Source organism: Pseudoalteromonas sp. NFXS39, assembly GCF_040148775.1.
GTDB lineage: Bacteria > Pseudomonadota > Gammaproteobacteria > Enterobacterales > Alteromonadaceae > Pseudoalteromonas > Pseudoalteromonas apostichopi.
In genome coordinates this window covers 31,825-50,254 of sequence record NZ_JAGDEC010000004.1, presented here as the reverse complement: position 1 = coordinate 50,254, position 18,430 = coordinate 31,825, and the positions used below count along the sequence as shown (strand labels likewise).

Annotated in this window: 17 protein-coding genes; 13 read left to right on the top strand and 4 right to left on the bottom strand. The window is 40.0% G+C overall.

Annotated elements, in window-relative coordinates; genetic code table 11:
• Complete coding sequence (gene uup, locus J3455_RS08830; protein WP_130051405.1) at positions 1-1,911, top strand: ATP-binding cassette ATPase Uup; 1,911 nt, start codon at positions 1-3, stop codon at positions 1,909-1,911.
• Positions 1,912-1,922: 11 nt separating this feature from the next.
• A complete protein-coding gene (locus J3455_RS08825) occupies positions 1,923-3,656 on the top strand; it encodes a DUF3466 family protein (protein ID WP_130051406.1) in 1,734 nt (577 codons plus the stop codon).
• A gap of 83 nt (positions 3,657-3,739) precedes the next feature.
• Here the strand turns inward: J3455_RS08825 and J3455_RS08820 are convergent, their stop codons facing one another.
• Positions 3,740-4,249: a DUF2062 domain-containing protein gene (locus J3455_RS08820; RefSeq protein WP_130051407.1), complete on the bottom strand. Its 510-nt coding sequence runs from the start codon at positions 4,247-4,249 to the stop codon at positions 3,740-3,742.
• Between the two features lie 261 nt (positions 4,250-4,510).
• Between J3455_RS08820 and J3455_RS08815 the strand changes: the two genes are divergently transcribed.
• The 7 genes from J3455_RS08815 to tcdA are packed head-to-tail and all read left to right on the top strand — an operon-like array spanning position 4,511 to position 11,680.
• A complete protein-coding gene (locus tag J3455_RS08815; RefSeq protein ID WP_349561559.1) occupies positions 4,511-6,499 on the top strand; it encodes a DNA internalization-related competence protein ComEC/Rec2 in 1,989 nt (662 codons plus the stop codon).
• Positions 6,500-6,558: 59 nt separating this feature from the next.
• Complete coding sequence (gene msbA, locus J3455_RS08810; RefSeq protein WP_130051409.1) at positions 6,559-8,301, top strand: lipid A export permease/ATP-binding protein MsbA; 1,743 nt, start codon at positions 6,559-6,561, stop codon at positions 8,299-8,301.
• The gene (lpxK, locus tag J3455_RS08805; protein WP_130051410.1) at positions 8,301-9,278 is read left to right on the top strand and encodes a tetraacyldisaccharide 4'-kinase; all 978 of its coding nucleotides are present in this window, start codon (positions 8,301-8,303) and stop codon (positions 9,276-9,278) included. Before msbA ends, lpxK begins: the two co-directional genes overlap by 1 nt.
• Positions 9,268-9,465: a Trm112 family protein gene (locus J3455_RS08800; protein WP_036968654.1), complete on the top strand. Its 198-nt coding sequence runs from the start codon at positions 9,268-9,270 to the stop codon at positions 9,463-9,465. The genes lpxK and J3455_RS08800 overlap by 11 nt, the downstream gene beginning before the upstream one ends.
• On the top strand, positions 9,453-10,208 hold the full coding sequence (gene kdsB, locus J3455_RS08795) for a 3-deoxy-manno-octulosonate cytidylyltransferase (protein WP_130051411.1): 756 nt from the start codon (positions 9,453-9,455) through the stop codon (positions 10,206-10,208). The genes J3455_RS08800 and kdsB overlap by 13 nt, the downstream gene beginning before the upstream one ends.
• Positions 10,209-10,210: 2 nt before the next feature.
• Positions 10,211-10,885, top strand: coding sequence for a TIGR01621 family pseudouridine synthase (locus J3455_RS08790; protein ID WP_349561556.1), 675 nt, complete (start codon positions 10,211-10,213; stop codon positions 10,883-10,885).
• The gene (gene tcdA / locus J3455_RS08785) at positions 10,886-11,680 is read left to right on the top strand and encodes a tRNA cyclic N6-threonylcarbamoyladenosine(37) synthase TcdA (protein WP_130051413.1); all 795 of its coding nucleotides are present in this window, start codon (positions 10,886-10,888) and stop codon (positions 11,678-11,680) included.
• 3 nt (positions 11,681-11,683) lie between these two features.
• Here the strand turns inward: tcdA and J3455_RS08780 are convergent, their stop codons facing one another.
• The 3 genes from J3455_RS08780 to J3455_RS08770 form a co-directional block, all read right to left on the bottom strand.
• Complete coding sequence (locus J3455_RS08780) at positions 11,684-12,097, bottom strand: SufE family protein (RefSeq protein WP_130051414.1); 414 nt, start codon at positions 12,095-12,097, stop codon at positions 11,684-11,686.
• Positions 12,098-12,110: 13 nt separating this feature from the next.
• The gene (locus J3455_RS08775) at positions 12,111-13,325 is read right to left on the bottom strand and encodes an aminotransferase class V-fold PLP-dependent enzyme (protein WP_349561555.1); all 1,215 of its coding nucleotides are present in this window, start codon (positions 13,323-13,325) and stop codon (positions 12,111-12,113) included.
• Positions 13,326-13,436: 111 nt separating this feature from the next.
• Complete coding sequence (locus J3455_RS08770; RefSeq protein WP_054551373.1) at positions 13,437-14,723, bottom strand: citrate synthase; 1,287 nt, start codon at positions 14,721-14,723, stop codon at positions 13,437-13,439.
• Between the two features lie 409 nt (positions 14,724-15,132).
• Here J3455_RS08770 and sdhC point away from each other — a divergent pair, with 409 nt between their 5' ends.
• Genes sdhC through J3455_RS08750 form a run of 4 tightly spaced genes read left to right on the top strand, consistent with a single transcriptional unit; the run spans position 15,133 to position 18,348 of the window.
• Entirely contained in the window at positions 15,133-15,510 is a 378-nt protein-coding gene (gene sdhC / locus J3455_RS08765; RefSeq protein ID WP_082401567.1) for a succinate dehydrogenase, cytochrome b556 subunit, read from the top strand.
• On the top strand, positions 15,501-15,848 hold the full coding sequence (gene sdhD / locus J3455_RS08760; protein ID WP_130051416.1) for a succinate dehydrogenase, hydrophobic membrane anchor protein: 348 nt from the start codon (positions 15,501-15,503) through the stop codon (positions 15,846-15,848). Before sdhC ends, sdhD begins: the two co-directional genes overlap by 10 nt.
• Positions 15,849-17,621: a succinate dehydrogenase flavoprotein subunit gene (gene sdhA / locus J3455_RS08755; RefSeq protein ID WP_130051417.1), complete on the top strand. Its 1,773-nt coding sequence runs from the start codon at positions 15,849-15,851 to the stop codon at positions 17,619-17,621. It abuts the gene before it with no gap.
• Positions 17,622-17,631: 10 nt separating this feature from the next.
• Positions 17,632-18,348 carry a succinate dehydrogenase iron-sulfur subunit gene (locus J3455_RS08750; RefSeq protein WP_054551369.1) on the top strand — a complete coding sequence of 239 codons (717 nt, stop codon included), beginning with the start codon at positions 17,632-17,634 and terminating at the stop codon, positions 18,346-18,348.
• Positions 18,349-18,430 lie beyond the last annotated feature (82 nt).

Genomic DNA, 18,430 nt, shown 5'->3' with positions numbered 1-18,430 from the left:
ATGGATTTAATCAGAATAGCCAAAGCGCAACTCGCTTATGGTACACATCCGCTACTAGATGATGCCGATGCCGTTATTGAGTCAGGTGAGCGTGTATGTATCGTTGGCCGTAACGGTGCAGGAAAATCAACACTACTAAAAGTACTTGATGGCCAAGTGACATTGGATGATGGCGAAATCAACCAATTAGGCGGTATTCGTATTTCTCGTCTAGAGCAAGATCCCCCCAAAGGGGCAGCAGGTTCAGTATTTGATTATGTTGCTCAAGGCATGCCAGATATTGCTAACTTACTGATAGAATATCACCACGTTAGTAATCAAATGCAAACAGACTATAACGATAAATTGCTGAACAAATTAGAGCGTTTATCTAATGAATTGGAAACAGTTGATGGCTGGCGTTTTGATACCCGTATTCAATTAGTTTTATCTCGCTTAGAGCTGGAGCCAGAGGCCAAACTTGAATCATTATCGGGTGGTTGGCTACGTAAAGTTGCTCTAGCAAGGGCTTTGGTTAGTGAACCCGACTTACTGTTACTTGATGAGCCAACTAACCACTTAGATATGAGTAGTGTTATTTGGCTTGAGCAGTTTTTAAAAGAGTTTAAAGGCGGTATCGTTTTTATATCTCACGATCGTGCGTTTATACGTGCAGTTGCTACTCGTATTCTCGATTTAGACCGTGGTAAGCTTGTTTCATATCCTGGTGATTACGCAACTTATCTTGAGCAAAAAGCGCATGATTTAAAAGTAGAAGAAACACAGAATGCACTGTTTGATAAACGTTTAGCTGAAGAAGAAACGTGGATCCGTCAAGGCATTAAAGCACGTAGAACACGTAATGAAGGGCGAGTACGCGCACTAAAAGAATTACGTAAAGAGCGTAAGCAACGTGTAGATCAAGTTGGTAAAACTGATTTCAACATTGAAACTGCTGATCGTTCTGGTAAGTTGGTGTTTGAAGCTAAAAACATTTGTCATGCATTTAAAGACAAAGTGATTGCGAAAGATTTCTCGACGCTTGTTATGCGGGGCGACCGAGTTGGTCTTGTGGGACCAAACGGTATAGGTAAAACAACGCTGCTGAAAATTTTATTTGGTGACTTAGTTCCAGATAGCGGCAGTGTTAAACAAGGTGTTAATTTAGAATTTGCCTACTTTGACCAATACCGCCAAAAGCTCGATGAAGAAGCTACAGTGCAAGACAACGTTGCTGAAGGCAAGCAAGAAGTGATGATGGGCGGTCGTTCTCGTCATGTGTTAGGTTACTTACAAGACTTCCTATTTCCTCCGGCACGGGCTCGTACGCCTGTAAAAGCACTTTCTGGTGGTGAAAAGAATCGCTTATTGTTAGCAAAGCTATTTTTAAAGCCATCTAACATTATTGTACTCGATGAGCCAACCAATGACCTTGATATCGAAACGTTAGAGCTCCTTGAGGAGATTATTAACCAATACCAAGGCACCGTATTGATAGTTAGCCATGACCGTGAATTTATTGATAATACCTGTAACTCTGTATGGGCCTTTGAGGGGAACGGCAAGATCACAGACATTGTTGGCGGTTACAGCGACTATGAAGCATACGCCGCTCATTTAGCTGAGCAAGAAAAACAACAACAGCAACAAATTAAGCAAGAAAAGCCAGCCGTTGTTAGCCAAGATAATACACCAAAGAAAAGTAATAAACTCTCTTACAAATTAAAACTTGAATTAGAAGAATTACCCAGTAAAGTGGAACAACTTGAAAAAGCGTTAGACGCTCAGCAAGTTGTGGTTAATGACCCTGACTTTTTTAAGCAAGATGCTGCAATTACAACAGAAGCATTGAACCATTTAGCCGAGTTAGAGTCTGAGCTTGAAGCCGCTTTTGAGCGCTGGGAAGAACTCGAAGATTTAAAGAATCAGTAGTAAGGATTAAAATGAAATACAAATTACTCGCTGCCAGTATTTTAGCCACCCTAAGTACCTCAGCGATGAGCGCAACCTATAAATTAGAAGAATTAGGTGGAATCGAGGGCGCGAAGTTTAACTACATTACAGATGTTAGTGAAAATGGACACATTATTGGTTTAGCAAATGGTCTTTACAAGTTACCAGTAGATATCTCTTATATCGATTTTACGGATTCGTTGATCAAAGACGCCTATGATACCGCTAAAAAACAGTTTGAATTAATTGATAAAGAAATCACATTTACGTTAGATGACATTGAGAACAACGATGCAGTGAATACTAACGCTGATGCTCATGCATTCATGGTTAGTTTTTTAACTGGACGTGCAACTGACTCAGAATACCAAAAGCTATCAAGTGCAATCGCAACACGTTACACCGCAGAAGGTTCGACAGAGCAAGTTTTATTTGATGAACAGTCAGTTGATTTTGATGGTTTAACGCGCTCGACTTCTAACTTACTTAATGCTGTAACAGATGATGGTGTGATGGTAGGTTGGGGTAGTGCACCCTATGAGAAAACATCGTTTACTCAAACAGATGAAGACGAAGAAGAAACGCATTTCTTAAGAGATTTTATCAGTCGTGCCATCGTAATCTCAGCCGATGGTGTAAAAGTTGAACTTGCCCCTGAATTTGATGATTTTGGTGGTGTTAGTTCGGCGAATGATATTGTCAAGACTGCCAATGGTTACGAAGTTGTAGGTACAGTATCAACGAACATTGCTGCTGACCCTTTAAAAGATATTGAAGATAAATGCGATAACGAAGATGAACCTGTTTCTGATTGTGTGGAATCATATAATCGTCAATATAAAACAGGTATCTATAATAAACAGGCTGTGAAGTGGACGTTAGATAGCAATTTAAACATTACTAACACTGAGATGCTTGGTTTAGGCTTAACACCGAAAGATGACGAAGATTTCGCTTTTCGTAGCAACGCAATTGCGATCAATGAAAGTGGCTTAATCGTCGGTACTTCTGATGTTCGATACAAAGGCAGAGATACGCGAATTACAATGCCTGTTATCTTCGAAAATGGTGAAGTAAAAGAGTTTATTGATCAAGAAGATGATTGGATCTCAGGTCAGCCTTTAGCTGTTAACAACGATGACGTTGTAGTTGGTTATGCAAGTAAACGTATTGACGGCACAAACAGAACAAAATTCTTTTACTATGACAAGAAAAGCGACAGTGTTGTTTTCCCAACGGATTACTTCTCGAGCTCTAGCTCATTAGCAAACGATATCAATGATAATGGTATTGTAGTTGGTGAAGGCGAGACAGATATCTACAATACGTCAACTCGTCGTCGTGAAGGTTTCATGTACACCATTGGTGAAGATAAAATTGTTAACTTAAACGATTTATTACCGTGTTTCGAAGAAGATGGTGAGACTCGTTTTAAATATACGGTTGCTGAAGCAAAGGCAATTAACAACAATAACGAAATCTTCGGTGTTGCGACTAAAACAGTTGAAAAGACAGATTCATTTGGCAATGTTGTTGTAGATATTAACGGTAATACCGAATACGAAAGTGTTGCAGTTGCTGTTAAGTTAACACCAATTGATGGCAATGTTGAAGAGTGTCAAGCTGAAGAGGTTGAGCAATACGAGCGTCAATCAGCAAGCTTCCCTTGGTATGCATTACTGCTATTACCATTTGCAGCAGCACGTCGTATATTTAGAAAATAAAAACTTGGTATAAAGTAAATTACTTTAAAACCTAAATAAAAAACCCAGCTTAAAGCTGGGTTTTTTGTCTATACTGAAATCAGTTATTTTTTATGGCGATGTATCCACGCTTTACGAACAGAGCGTTTCCAAAGCATGTCGGTAGCAAAATAGCCTATGATTGCAGCAGCAGTTGCACAAATGAGTGAACCGACTAAAAAGGCTGGGCCAATTGTTGTTAGACTATCTATAAACCATTGCCAGCTTGGTTCAAATTGGAAGTGCTGCTGTGGTTGAGCAAGTGCAATAGTGCCAACAATATATGAACAATAGAAAATAGGAGGCATGGTCAGTGGGTTAGTGATCCACACTGTTGCAACAGAAATCGGTAAATTCACTCGAAATGGAATAGCCAGGGCGGCTGCAAGAACCATTTGAAAAGGAACAGGGATGAACGCAAAAAATAAACCAACCGCAAATGCACCGCGTGCTGAACGTCTATTTAAGTGCCATAAATTGGCATCATGCAATAAACGACCAAAAATTCTTAAATACTTGTGTTCTCTTACCTTGTTATGATCAGGTAAAAAGCGTTGGATCGTTTTTTTAGCCATTTAAAGCAACCATTTACATCTATTTGGTTATGCAGCGGCTTTGTCATAGGCTGTTTTTTCACCCTATATACATTTAGCACTGCGGCGTTTTATATAATGAGTTTTGCTGTATTGCTAGCAGGTGCCTATTTTAAGCCTTTTTTAACTCTATTGTCAGGGTTTATTTGCGCTATTTTAGTAGTGATTTTTCATTACTTCATTTTTTACTCAACCTCTGACTGTCAAATCGATTATCAACAAAGGCGATTAGTTCGATTTGAGGTGGTTGAAACATACAGTGATAAAAGCCCTTACTATCTAAAAGCCAATTTAAAAAGTATTGAATCTTGTCCTGTTACGATTAGACCAACTCCTTTTGCGATGCTAAGTATTTCATCAGATAAACCCGTTGTTTCAGGTGATGAAATAAGTGCATCCCTAAAACTTAAGCGTTATCGTTCTGTTAAGAATTTCTATAGTTTTGATAGAGAAAGGCAAGCGCTACTCGAGAGAATATTTTATAAAGGTCGAAGCGTAGGAGAAATAACTTATCTAGATCATCATACCAATACGAGTTTACGTGATAGATACCTAAAATACATAGATAAAATTACAGCAAATAGCCGATTACAGTGGCTCTATTATGCGCTTTTAACTGGCGATAAAAGCAAAATAAGCTACGAAGATAATAATCAATTGCGTGAATTAGGTTTAAGTCATTTGCTTGCTATTTCAGGACTTCATATCGGACTTATATATGCAGTAGGGTTTTTTAGCTCGAAGTGGTTGCTAAGAGTCAGTCATTTGCCTATTCGGCAATCATTCCAACTGAATAATATTTTTGCTTTATTTGGATTTAGTTGTTCATTTATTTATGTCTACCTCAGCGGTTTCATTGTCTCTGCCAGTCGTGCACTTGTAATGCTTGGGTGTTATTTGGTTATTTATAATTTGGGTAAAAATCCGCTGCGTTGGCGCTCAATTATTTATGCTTTATGTATCGTATTGTTGATAGATCCATTTGCAATGTTGAACCCTGGACTCTATTTTAGTTTTATAGCGGTAACAATAATATTTTTATTAACTAGAAATACACTAGATGTAAGACTTGGATTCTTAAACAGGTTTGTTCAACTCTTCCAGATTCAGTGTGCTTTGTTTATCGGGTTACTTCCCTTATCTCTTTATTATTTCAATGGCACGAGCATTATCGGCTTATTGATAAATCTTATTGCCGTGCCTTTAGTCGGTTTACTGATATTACCACTGCTGATTTTTTATAGCTTGTTTTCGAGTCTATTCGATATTACAAGTTTATTGTCTTTAGTAGACAGTGTATTGTATTTGAGTTATCAATTGTTGCTCTCTATTCCCCATGATTGGCGCTGGTTTCCATTCAGCGAGTTTGATTTTTCAATATTAGTCATTAGTTACAGCACATTGCTTATTTTGTTATTTTGTCCAAACAAGTACGTTTGTTTAATACCCATTTGTATTTATGCCGTTGATTTCAAGTTACAGCCCAAAGCTCAATTTCAGTTAGACGTGTTTGATGTTGGGCATGGTTTAATGGTGATGGTGAGTACCAATAACAAAGCCATTATCTATGATTTAGGGCCTCAGTATTTTGGCCGTTACGATTATATTCGCCGAGTATTACTTCAAAGCATTCGTAAACAACAACTCTCTGTTGTTGCAACCGTGATCAGTCATTTAGATAGCGACCATTCTGGCGGCTTAGCTAGTTGGCAATTAGCAGGCTATGCAGAGACTTTAAGCATCTTCCATCCTAAAGGGCTTGAAGAGTCGTGTAAAACAAACAGTTTCACACTTGAAGGGGTCAAAATTAATAGTTTTCATGCCGACGACAGTAGAGATAATCGAAACGATCTGTCATGTTTATTAAAAATAACGCGTTTAAACTATTCAGTGTTACTTACGGGCGATATTTCGACAGCTGCAGAAACCAAGCTTATTGAAAATGGTGTCGACCTGCAATCGACTGTTTTATTGAGCCCACACCATGGTAGTAATACCTCTTCAAGTAATAGATTTATAAATGCTGTAGAGCCTGAAGTGGTTATCCATTCATCTGCTTACCAAGGGCAATGGTTATTTCCTCACCCAGATGTTGTAAAACGATACAATGAGCACCATATACGACAGTTCTCAACTGCAGAACTTGGCCATATTCGTATAAAATTCTATGAAGATAATTATCGTATAGAGTTTGCGCGCGAGCAGGAAAGTTATTGGTTCGAACAAGATTGACGTTTTGTTTTTACCCCCTTAAGGCTACAATAGTCAAAGTCTATGAATAAGAGAGTGTTATGGATCAAACTACATCCCAAATCTACAAGCGATTAATCAGTTATGTGGGTGATTATAAGTTAATCGCGTTTTTCGCCATTGTGGGCATGATTGGTTATTCTGCCATGGATGCATTGTTTATCAATTTAATGAAACCGTTCATTGATGATGGTTTAAATGACCGTAACACGGATGTTTTAACTTACGCTCCCTTTGTTGTAATTGCATTGGTATTAGGTCGAGGCATGTTTAACTACATGTCGTCTTACTGTTTAAGCTATGTGGGCTCTCAAGTTGTGAGAACCCTGCGCCAGCAATTATTTGAACATATTTTACATCTGCCAGTTTCTTTTCATGATAAAAATTCGAACGGTGATTTAATATCTAAAATCACCTTTGATACCGAGCAAGTTCAACAAGCCATTACTAAAGCCTTATTAATTGTTGTTAGAGAAGGGGCGTTTGTTGTCTTTTTACTTTTCAATATGTTTTATACCAGTTGGAAGCTTTCACTGATATTTTTAGTCATTATTCCGCTGGTGGCTGTTATTGTCGCATTTGTATCAAAACGATTTCGTATGATTTCGAAAAAAATCCAGTCTGCAATGGGTCAAGTCACTCGCAGCTCAGAACAAATGCTATCTGGTCATAAAGTTATTCATGGTTTTGGTGGTCAGCAGCAAGAAATCTCACAGTTTTCTGCAATCAACAATCATAACCGTCAGCAGCGCATTAAAATGGACGCGACCAAAGCATTAAGTGTCTCCGTAATCCAAATATTAGCTGCAAGCGCGATGGCCGTTATTCTATGGGTCGTGTCTATGCCGTCAATGATTGATACCATCAGTTCTGGCGACTTCGTATTACTTATTTCATCAATGATGATGTTGTTACGTCCACTTAAGCAACTATCAAACGTAAATAGTGACTTACAACGTGGTATTTCAGCAGCGCAAAGTATCTTTTTAGTACTTGATGAAGAAGTAGAAAAAGATACTGGCAGTTACAGCGTTGATAAAGTAACTGGTAAAATTGAAGTAAACAATGTGACCTTTAAATACCCAACTAAAGATGAGCCTGTATTAAAGAATTTATCACTTTCGATTAATGCTGGCGAAAGTATTGCTTTAGTGGGTCGTTCAGGCTCAGGTAAATCGACCATTTCGAATTTATTACCACGTTATTATGAGCTTGAAGGTGACAGTGAAATTTTGCTTGATGGTGTCAACATCGCTGATTACAAACTGACAGACCTACGTAAGCAATTTGCACTGGTTTCACAGCAAGTGGTTTTATTTAACGACACTATTACGAATAATATTTGTTATGGACTCGAGCGCGAATTAACAAACGATGAGTTAATGGCAGTTGCTAAGCAAGCCCATGTCTGGGAGTTCGTTAAAGATTTACCTGATGGTTTAAATACCATGGTAGGTGAAAACGGCGTAATGCTATCAGGCGGTCAACGTCAGCGAATTGCAATCGCGCGTGCAATTTTAAAAGATGCTCCTATTTTAATTCTTGATGAGGCGACATCTGCTCTCGATACAGAGTCTGAAAAACTGATCCAGCAAGCACTTGATAGCTTAATGAAAGAAAAAACATCGATTGTGATAGCACACCGTTTATCAACAATAGAAAACAGTGATTGTATTTATGTAATCGACCATGGTCAGGTTATTGAAAAGGGCACGCATAGCGAGCTGCTTGAAAAAGACGGCACCTATTCAGCTTTATGTAAAATGCAGTTTGGTGAGCAGTAGTGAGTGTAATTGAAAAAAGCTGGTATAAAAAGCCAGGTTTACTCAGTGTTTTGTTGTTACCTTTGAGTGCGCTTTTTTGGCTTATCTCTACACTTCGTGCCTTGCTTTATAAGCTTAATATACTTAAGGCTTTTAAAGCGCGTGTTCCTATAATAGTCGTCGGCAACATTAGTGTCGGTGGCAATGGCAAAACGCCATTTGTTATTTGGCTTGCTGAATACTTACAACAGCAAGGTTTAAAAGTGGCAGTGATCAGCCGTGGCTATGGTGGTCAGTCTGATTCGTATCCGTTGTTAGTGACTGATGAAACAACTACAACACAAGCAGGTGACGAACCTGTGCTTATTAAACGACGCTTAGGCTGTGTTGTTATGGTAGGACCGGATCGACAAGCTAGCATTAAAAAATTAGAACAACATGATATCGATGTCATCATTTCTGATGACGGAATGCAGCATTATAAAATGGCGCGTGATATTGAGTGTTGTATTGTTGATAGTGAACGTCAATTTGGTAACGGACTGCTCATGCCAGCAGGTCCGCTTCGCGAAACAAAAGCGCGTTTAAAATCGGTTGATCTAGTAATTGAAAATGGTGGCGACGCACAGAGCCGCTATGATTTAACGTGTAGTCCGTTTAGAGCCGTTAGCAATGCAGAACCGATCGGTTCAGTACAAGATAAAGGCCATGCCGTAAGTGCTATTGGTAACCCAAAACGCTTTGAAATGAGTTTAAAGCAGCAGGGTATTAGCTTGTTATCTACCCATCATTTTCGTGATCATTATGCTTATCAAGCAAGTGACTTTAGCGATTTTGCAGATGACGCCGTGTTTATGACAGAAAAAGATGCAGTTAAATGCTTTAGTTTTGCAAAGCCTAATTGGTATTATTTACCTGTTGATGCAAAACCGACACCTGCAGTTATCGAAAAACTTAATTTATTATTAAAACAAAAAGGGATCCTCAATGGCCTTTGATACAAAATTACTTGAAATTATCGCTTGCCCTGTGTGCAAAGGTAAATTACGTCTTGATAAAGAGAATCAAGAGCTTATTAGCACTGCTGCGAAACTTGCGTATCCAATCAAAGATGATATTCCGGTGCTACTAGAAAATGAAGCTCGTGAATTAAGCCAAGAAGAGGTTGATAAGTGGAATTCGTAGTCGTCATTCCAGCACGCTACGCATCGACGCGTTTACCTGGTAAACCACTTGCTGATATATGTGGCAAGCCTATGATCCAACACGTTTATGAAAAAGCGGTTGCTTCCGGTGCATCAAAAGTCTATATCGCGACTGACCATCAAATAGTGTTTGATGCAGTTAAAGAGTTTACCAGTAATGTACTGATGACACGTGAAGATCACCAATCGGGCACTGAGCGTTTAGCTGAGGTCGTTGAGCAATTAGAGCTAGAGAGTGACACCATTGTAGTGAACGTACAAGGTGATGAGCCTTTATTAGCAAGTGAAAACGTATCTCAAGTTGCTAAGCTTCTTGCTGATTCGGATGCACCTATGGCTACATTAAGTACAAGTATCGATGAGATTGAAGATATTTTTAATCCTAATTGTGTAAAAGTCATTAGCGATGTGGATAACAACGCCCTGTATTTTTCTCGATCGCCAATTCCCTATCACCGTGATGCGATGATGAAAAATGATCACTCTCAATTAAATTTAGCTGATTTTGCTCGTCACATTGGTCTTTATGCCTATCGCGCAGGCTTCATCAAAGATTATATTGAGTTGCCGCAAACGCGTTTAGAGCTACTAGAGTCTTTAGAACAGTTACGTGTACTTTACCATGGTCACAAGATTAAAATCGCTAAGGCAAAATGCGCTCCACAAGCAGGCGTTGATACCCCTGAAGATTTGGCTCGCGTCATAGCTGTGCTTGGCAATTAAATATGCATGATGTAAGCAGCGTTCATCTTCATGCAAGTGAAGATGATTTCCATGTTTTTTATAAACCTGCAGGTGTTAGCTTTCACAGTGAAGAATGTGCCGGTTTTGTTGTACTTGCTGAGCAACTGGTAAATGAAAAGCTATATCCAATTCATAGACTCGATAAAGTTACTTCAGGTTTGATTATTTTAGCCCGTAGCAAAGAGTCAGCAGCTGAATTCACCGCGCTGTTTAGTGCTCATAAAGTTAACAAGTTTTATCTAGCACTCAGTGATGCTAAACCAAAGAAAAAACAAGGCTGGATAAAAGGTGACATGCAGAAAAGTCGTCGAGGGGCATTTAAGTTATTAAAGAGTCAAACTAACCCTGCTATAACAAGATTTTACTCAAAAAGTATTCGAGCAGGATTACGTGCTTATTTGTTAAAACCATTTTCTGGCAAGACTCATCAATTAAGGGTGGCGATGAAAAGTTTAGGTGCACCCATACTCGGCGATACACTCTACGCAGGAAGCAAGGATGAACGAACAAATTTGCATGCCTATGCACTACAGTTTAGTTATAAAGAGCAACTTAAAGAATATCGCTGCGATTACACTTTAGGCGCTCATCTCAATGAAGTTTTTAACTCAGACGAATTCAAAGAGTGGACAGCTCCTTGGACGTTGGATTGGTAAATGAAAGAAACAACACAAGACATCCGTTTTGGTGGCATTAAACGTTTATATGGTCATCAGCAATTTGATTGGTTACAACAAGCACATTTTTGTGTCATAGGTATTGGGGGCGTAGGTAGTTGGGCCGCTGAAGCGTTGGCTCGAACGGGTGTAGGGCAACTAACTCTCATTGACCTTGATGATATATGTGCTACGAATGTGAATCGTCAAATTCATGCTTTAACTGGTACGGTAGGTGAGGCAAAAGTTGAAGCCATGAAAACACGTTGTGAGCTGATAAACCCTGATATCAAAATTAACGTTATTGATGACTTCATTACGCTAGATAACATTCGTGAACATATTCAAGGTTTTGATTATGTAATTGACTGTATTGATGCTGTTAAAGAAAAAGCGGCGCTAATTGCTCATTGTAAACGTATAAAGTTACCCGTTATTACTACCGGTGGTGCAGGTGGGCAAACTGATCCAAGTCAAATCAGCTTTGGTGATGTAGCTAAAACTACTCATGACCCTTTGCTAGCAAAAGTACGTTATATTCTTCGAAAACAGTACAACTTTAGTAGCAATCCAAAGCGTAAATTTAACGTTGATTGTGTTTATTCAACAGAGCAGCTTGTATATCCAACCTCTGAAGGTGAGGTATGCCAAGCAAAACAAGGTGCAGATGGCTCAATGAATATGGATTGTAACAATGGTTTTGGCTCAGCCACGATGGTAACTGGAAGCTTTGGCTTTTTTGTTGCAGCCAAAGCAATTAGAAAGTACCTTGATAAAAAACAGCGTAATGTATAAGACTTATCGTTTTTGGTCGGCCATGGTTTGAATTCTATCAACCATGGCTTTGATGCCATTACCCCGAGAAGGGCTTAAATGGCTAATTAGACCGAGTCGTTCAAACTCATCATATGCATTAATTTGTGCTGCTTGCTCCGGTGTTAGACCATTGTATAAGGCTAAAATCAAAGCCAATAACCCCTTTACGATACGAGTATCAGAGTCACCAGCTAAAACGAGGCTGTTTTCTGAGTGATCAAAGTCAATATATAGCCAAACTTTACTTTCACACCCCTTAACGAGCGCGTCATCAACTTTTAGTACCTCAGGCATAATAGGTAATTGCTTACCTAACAGCATTATTTGGCGATATTTTTGCTGCCAGCCTGCAGCCGTTTCAATATCTTTACTAATGGCTTCAAACGTTGAATTCATATTTTATCCACAATTAATCTAATATTTCGATACTACTTTTAACGGCACTGATAAATGCATCTACGTCATCTTTATTGTTATATAACGCAAAACTGGCTCGTACTGTACCAGGAATACCTAAATGGCTCATTATAGGTTGTGTACAATGGTGACCACTGCGAACTGCAACGCCAAACCCATCAAGTAGGGTGGCTAAATCAAAAGGATGTTCATCGCGATAATTAAAGCTGATGTTACCAATGTTATCTCTTTGGTTTGAATAGATTTTAATACCATCAATAGCAGCCAATTTATTTATTGCATAATCGAAAACTGTATGCTCATGTTGACGCATCTGCTGAAAATCTAAAGATGTTAAATAATTAATGGCTTCAGCAAAGGCGATTACACCAGCAATATTTGGAGTGCCGGCTTCAAATTTACCTGGCGCCTCTCGAAAAGTGCTATGAGTAAGGCTCACTGCTTCAATCATTTCACCACCGGTCTGGTAAACGTCAAGCGAATTTAGTAGCTCAAAACGTCCATATAGACCACCTAATCCTGTTGGTCCGAGCATTTTATGGGCAGAAAATACATAAAAATCACAGGAAATTTCTTGTAAGTTAGGACGTAAATGCATAGCAGCCTGTGCACCATCAACTACAGAAATCGCATTTGAGGCTTTACATGCTGCAAGGATAGGTCCTAAATCAGTAATATTTCCTAATGTATTTGATGCATGGGTAACAGCGACAATTTTTGGCTGATGCAGTTTTATAAAGTCACTGCAATGAGCACTATCAATGACCAAATCATCTTCAATAGGCATAATAATAAGCTCTGCGCCGGTACGCTGTGCTAGTTGTTGCCAAGGGACTATATTGGCGTGATGTTCAATAGCAGATAGGGCAATTTTATCGCCAGGATTAAGCCTCGAAGCCAGACCATTTGCGATTAAATTAATCGATTCGGTTGCCCCTTTGGTCCACACTATCTCATTATTTTTTACTGAAAAATAATCTGCAAGTAGCGTTCTTGTATGCTCATATTGGCGTGTCGCGTTTTCACTGAGTGTATGACGGCCGCGGTGCACATTGGAGTTCTCGTGGCTATAAAAACGGCTAAGTGCATTAATAACTGCCTGTGGCTTTTGTGAGGTAGCCGCTGAGTCTAAATACACCAAAGGCTGCTCATTGACTGTTTCATTCAGTATTGGAAAGTCAGCACGTATTTTTGTGATATCGAACATGAAAGGCCTTAAGCTACAAGAATGCGACGATTTTAATTACTTTGTACAAATAGACAAGTGCAGGGCAACAAAAAAGGCCGCAAAGCGGCCTTTTTTAAACGCAAATTCGTATTAACGCTTGTCTGTTGGTACGTAATCGCGTGAAGTTTCACCAGTATATAACTGACGAGGACGGCTGATCTTGTGACCAGGTTGAGAAAGCATCTCATCCCAGTGAGAGATCCAACCAACAGTACGTGACATTGCAAAGATTACAGTGAACATGCTTGTTGGAATACCGATTGCTTTTAAGATGATACCTGAGTAGAAATCTACGTTAGGGTATAATTTCTTCTCAACGAAGTATGGGTCTTCAAGTGCGATTTGCTCAAGCTTCATAGCGATATCAAGAAGTGGATCTTGAATGTTTAGCTCAGCAAGTACTTCGTGACACGTTTGACGCATTACAGTCGCACGTGGGTCGAAGTTTTTGTATACACGGTGACCAAAGCCCATAAGACGGAAAGGATCAGATTTGTCTTTCGCTTTAGCAACGTACTCGTCGATACGGTCAACAGAACCGATTTCTTCTAACATGTTAAGACATGCTTCGTTAGCACCACCGTGCGCAGGACCCCATAAAGATGCGATACCAGCAGCGATACACGCGTAAGGGTTAGCACCTGAAGAACCTGCTAAACGAACAGTTGACGTAGACGCGTTTTGCTCATGGTCAGCGTGAAGCATGAAGATTTTGTCCATTGCTTTAGCAAGAACAGGGCTTACTTTGTATTCTTCAGCTGGTACTGAGAACATCATGTGTAAGAAGTTTTCAGCGAAGCTTAAGTCGTTACGTGGGTAAACAAACGGTTGGCCTACGTTGTATTTGTAAGCCATAGCAGCGATAGTTGGTAATTTAGCAACTAGCTTGATTGCGCTTGTTTTACGTTGTGTTGCATCTGTGATGTCTAAATCTTCGTGGTAGAAAGAAGAAAGAGCACCTACAACACCACAAAGCATTGCCATTGGGTGAGCGTCAAAGCGGAAACCTTGGAAGAAGTTTGCAATTTTAGTATCAAGCATTGTGTTGTGCGTGATTTCTTGAGCAAACGCTTCGTATTGTTCTTTAGTAGGTAACTCGCCGTTTAATAGTAAGTAGCAAAGCTCGATGTAGTTTGATTCATCAGCTAATTGCTCGATTGGGTAACCACGGTGTAATAAAACACCTTTGCCGCCATCGATGTAAGTGATTGAAGATTCACAAGAACCGGTCGACATGAAACCTGGGTCGTAAGTGAAGTGGCCGTGAGAACCTAACGTACGTACGTCGATTACGTCTTGGCCAGCAGTGCCTTGGTAAATTGGAAGTTCGATTGGATCAAGACCATCAATATGGACCGTGGCTTTCTTATCCGCCATCTATTTATCTCCTATTAAGATAACAACTCTGATTGTTATGTTCTGAATCTGTTTAAGCACATTCTTTTCATTTTAACGTGAAAGAGGGGTGTAAAGTCAATTTTTATAAACATTATGCACAAATGGATAATAAATATTCTACCAGGATTAAATATTATACTATTGGCTAATTCGCAAACGTCTCTTACTAAACAAGAATTGTAAAAAGACCATTGGCTATATATACTATCCAAGGTTTTATACCGTATTGTCTGTAGGTAAACTTTATTTTTACATTTGAGTTTTGCATCAGTGTGAACTTTTTGTGTATCAACACGGTTTACTTAGATAGTTCCATCGAAATTCATTTTGATGGGTTTTAGAAAAACAAGTAGATGAGCTCCTAAGTGGGCAAGATGGGCAAGTAACTGTGAAAAAGCAAAGACCTGTAAATCTAGATCTAACAACTATATCTATGCCGGCAACGGCTAAAGCATCAATTTTTCACCGCGTCACCGGTGTTGCATTATTTTTTGCTTTAACGTTTGTCATTTGGGCTTGGTCTGAGTCTCTTTCTTCTGCAGAAGGTTTTGAATTCGTCAAGGGTCTGTTCAGCGGATTCATTGCCAAATTCATAGCATGGGGCACCATTTCTGTATTGGCGTATCACTTAATCGGTGGTATCCGCCATATCATTATGGACATGGGTCACTGGGAAGAACTTGAATCAGGTAACTTCAGCGCTAAAGTTGCATTAGCTTTAGGTGTTGTAGCTGCAATTCTAGCAGGAGTGTGGATATGGTTTTAAATCAAGCAACTCTTAAACGTGATGGTGTACAAGATTTCGTATCACTACGTGCAACTGCATTAATAATCAGCGCTTACGCGATTTTTATTATCGGTTATTTTTTATGTACGCCAGAAGTCACTTTCGAAGCCTGGCAGGGCCTATTCTCTAACCTAGCAATGAAAGGGTTTACCTTAATTACCCTAGTTTGCATCATGGTTCACACCCGTATCGGCCTTTGGCAAGTTCTTACGGACTATGTCAAAAACGCTAAATTACGTGCTGTTTTAGGCTTTGTATTAAACCTTATGGCTGTTGCTTACGTAGCAATTGGTCTAATCGTTTTATGGGGTGTTTAAGTGAATTATTCTGTTCGTGAATTTGACGCTGTAGTGATTGGTGCCGGTGGTGCGGGTATGCGCGCAGCACTAGCTATCACTGAATCAGGCAAAACCTGTGCACTTATCTCAAAAGTTTTCCCTACACGTTCTCACACTGTGTCTGCACAGGGTGGTATTACGGTTGCTCTGGGTAACTCACATGAAGATAACTGGGAATGGCACATGTACGATACTGTTAAAGGTTCCGATTTTATCGGTGACCAAGACGCTATCGAATATATGTGTAAAACAGGTCCTGAAGCTATTACTGAATTAGAAAACATGGGTTTACCATTTTCTCGTTTTGAAAATGGCCGTGTTTATCAACGTCCTTTCGGCGGTCAGTCGAAAAACTTTGGTGGTGAACAGGCTGCACGTACTGCAGCAGCAGCTGACCGTACTGGTCACGCGCTATTACACTGTTTATACCAACAGAACGTTAAAAACAAAACAAACGTATTCTCTGAGTGGTACGCACTTGATTTAGTTAAAAACAGCGACGGTCACGTTGTTGGTTGTACAGCAATCGACATCGAATCTGGCGAAGTTGTTTACTTCAAATCGAAAGCTGTTGTTTTAGCAACAGGCGGTGCAGGCCGTATCTACGCATCTACAACGAATGCACACATCAATACTGGTGACGGTGTTGGTATGGCTACACGTGCTGGTGTTGCAATGCAAGATATGGAAATGTGGCAGTTCCACCCAACAGGTATTGCTGGCGCTGGTGTACTTGTAACTGAAGGTTGTCGTGGTGAAGGTGGTTACCTTCTAAACAAAGACGGCGAACGCTTCATGGAACGTTACGCTCCAAATGCTAAAGACTTAGCGTCTCGTGACGTTGTTGCTCGTTCAATGATGACTGAGATCCGTGAAGGTCGTGGTTGCGATGGTCCTTACGGTCCACATATCAAGCTTAAGCTTGACCACTTAGGTGAAGAGACACTTAACCTACGTCTTCCTGGCGTATGTGACCTTGCGAAAACATTCGCACACGTTGATCCAGCTAAAGAGCCAATCCCAGTTATCCCAACATGTCACTACATGATGGGTGGTGTTCCAACTAACGTTAATGGTCAAGCATTACAAATCGATGCAAATGGCCAAGAAAAAGTAGTTGAAGGTTTATTCGCTGTTGGTGAAATTGCTTGTGTATCTGTACACGGTGCTAACCGTCTAGGTGGTAACTCACTACTTGACTTAGTTGTATTCGGCCGTGCAGCCGGTAACTTCTTAGGTAAGTACCTTAACGGTGTTGAAGCTGGTAAAGATGCGTCTGAGTCTGACCTTGAAGCATCTCTTGCACGCTTTAATCGTTGGGAAAACTCTAAAGTTGGCCAAGGTGAAGACCCAGTTCAAATCAAGAAAGATCTACAAATGTGTATGCAACTTAACTTCTCGGTATTCCGTGAAGGTGATGCAATGGCAACAGGTCTTAAAGAGCTTAAAGAAATTCGTGAACGTCTTCAGTACGCTCGTCTTGACGACAAGTCAACTGAATTCAACACAGCACGTATCGAATGTCTAGAGCTAGATAACTTGATGGAAACAGCTTACTCAACAGCAGTAGCTGCGAACTTCCGCACAGAAAGCCGTGGTGCACACTCTCGTTTTGACTTCCCAGATCGCGATGACGACAACTGGTTATGTCACTCTATCTATAACCCAGTTACAGATGAAATGACAAAACGTGAAGTAAACTACGCGCCGAAACTGCGTGAAGCTTTCCCACCTAAAGCACGTACATACTAGGAGCGAGACGATGGCACAAGTACAATTTTCGGTTTATCGTTACAATCCAGATGTTGATAATGCACCACGTATGCAAGACTTCTCGCTAGAAACGCAAGAAGGCCAAGATATGATGGTATTGGATGCTCTTATGCAATTAAAAGAGCAAGATCCAACATTATCATTCCGTCGTTCATGCCGTGAAGGTGTGTGTGGTTCTGACGGTATCAACATGAATGGTAAAAACGGTTTAGCGTGTATTACACCTTTATCAACGCTACTAAAAGGTGGCAAAGGTAAAATCGTAATTCGTCCTTTACCAGGTTTACCAGTGGTACGTGACCTTGTTATTGACATGAGTCAGTTCTACACTCAATACGAAAAAGTTAAGCCTTATCTAATCAACGACACGCCTGCGGCGGGTGAGCGTCTTCAGTCAATCGAAGAACGTGATAAGTTAGATGGCTTATATGAGTGTATCTTATGTGCATGTTGTTCAACATCGTGTCCTTCGTTCTGGTGGAATCCAGACAAGTTCATCGGTCCTGCGGGTCTTCTTCATGCTTATCGTTTCTTGGCTGATAGCCGCGATACAGCAACTGAAGAGCGTCTTGCAGACCTAGACGATGCGTTCAGCGTGTTCCGTTGTCACAGTATCATGAACTGTGTTAGCGTGTGTCCAAAAGGTCTTAACCCGACCAAAGCAATTGGACAAATCAAATCAATGCTATTGAACCGCGCTGTTTAAAGCTTGAATATGTAAGGTGGTTAAGTGATTAACCACCTTGTTTTTACAACAATTAATTTCTGCGCTAAAGAAAAGGGCTTAT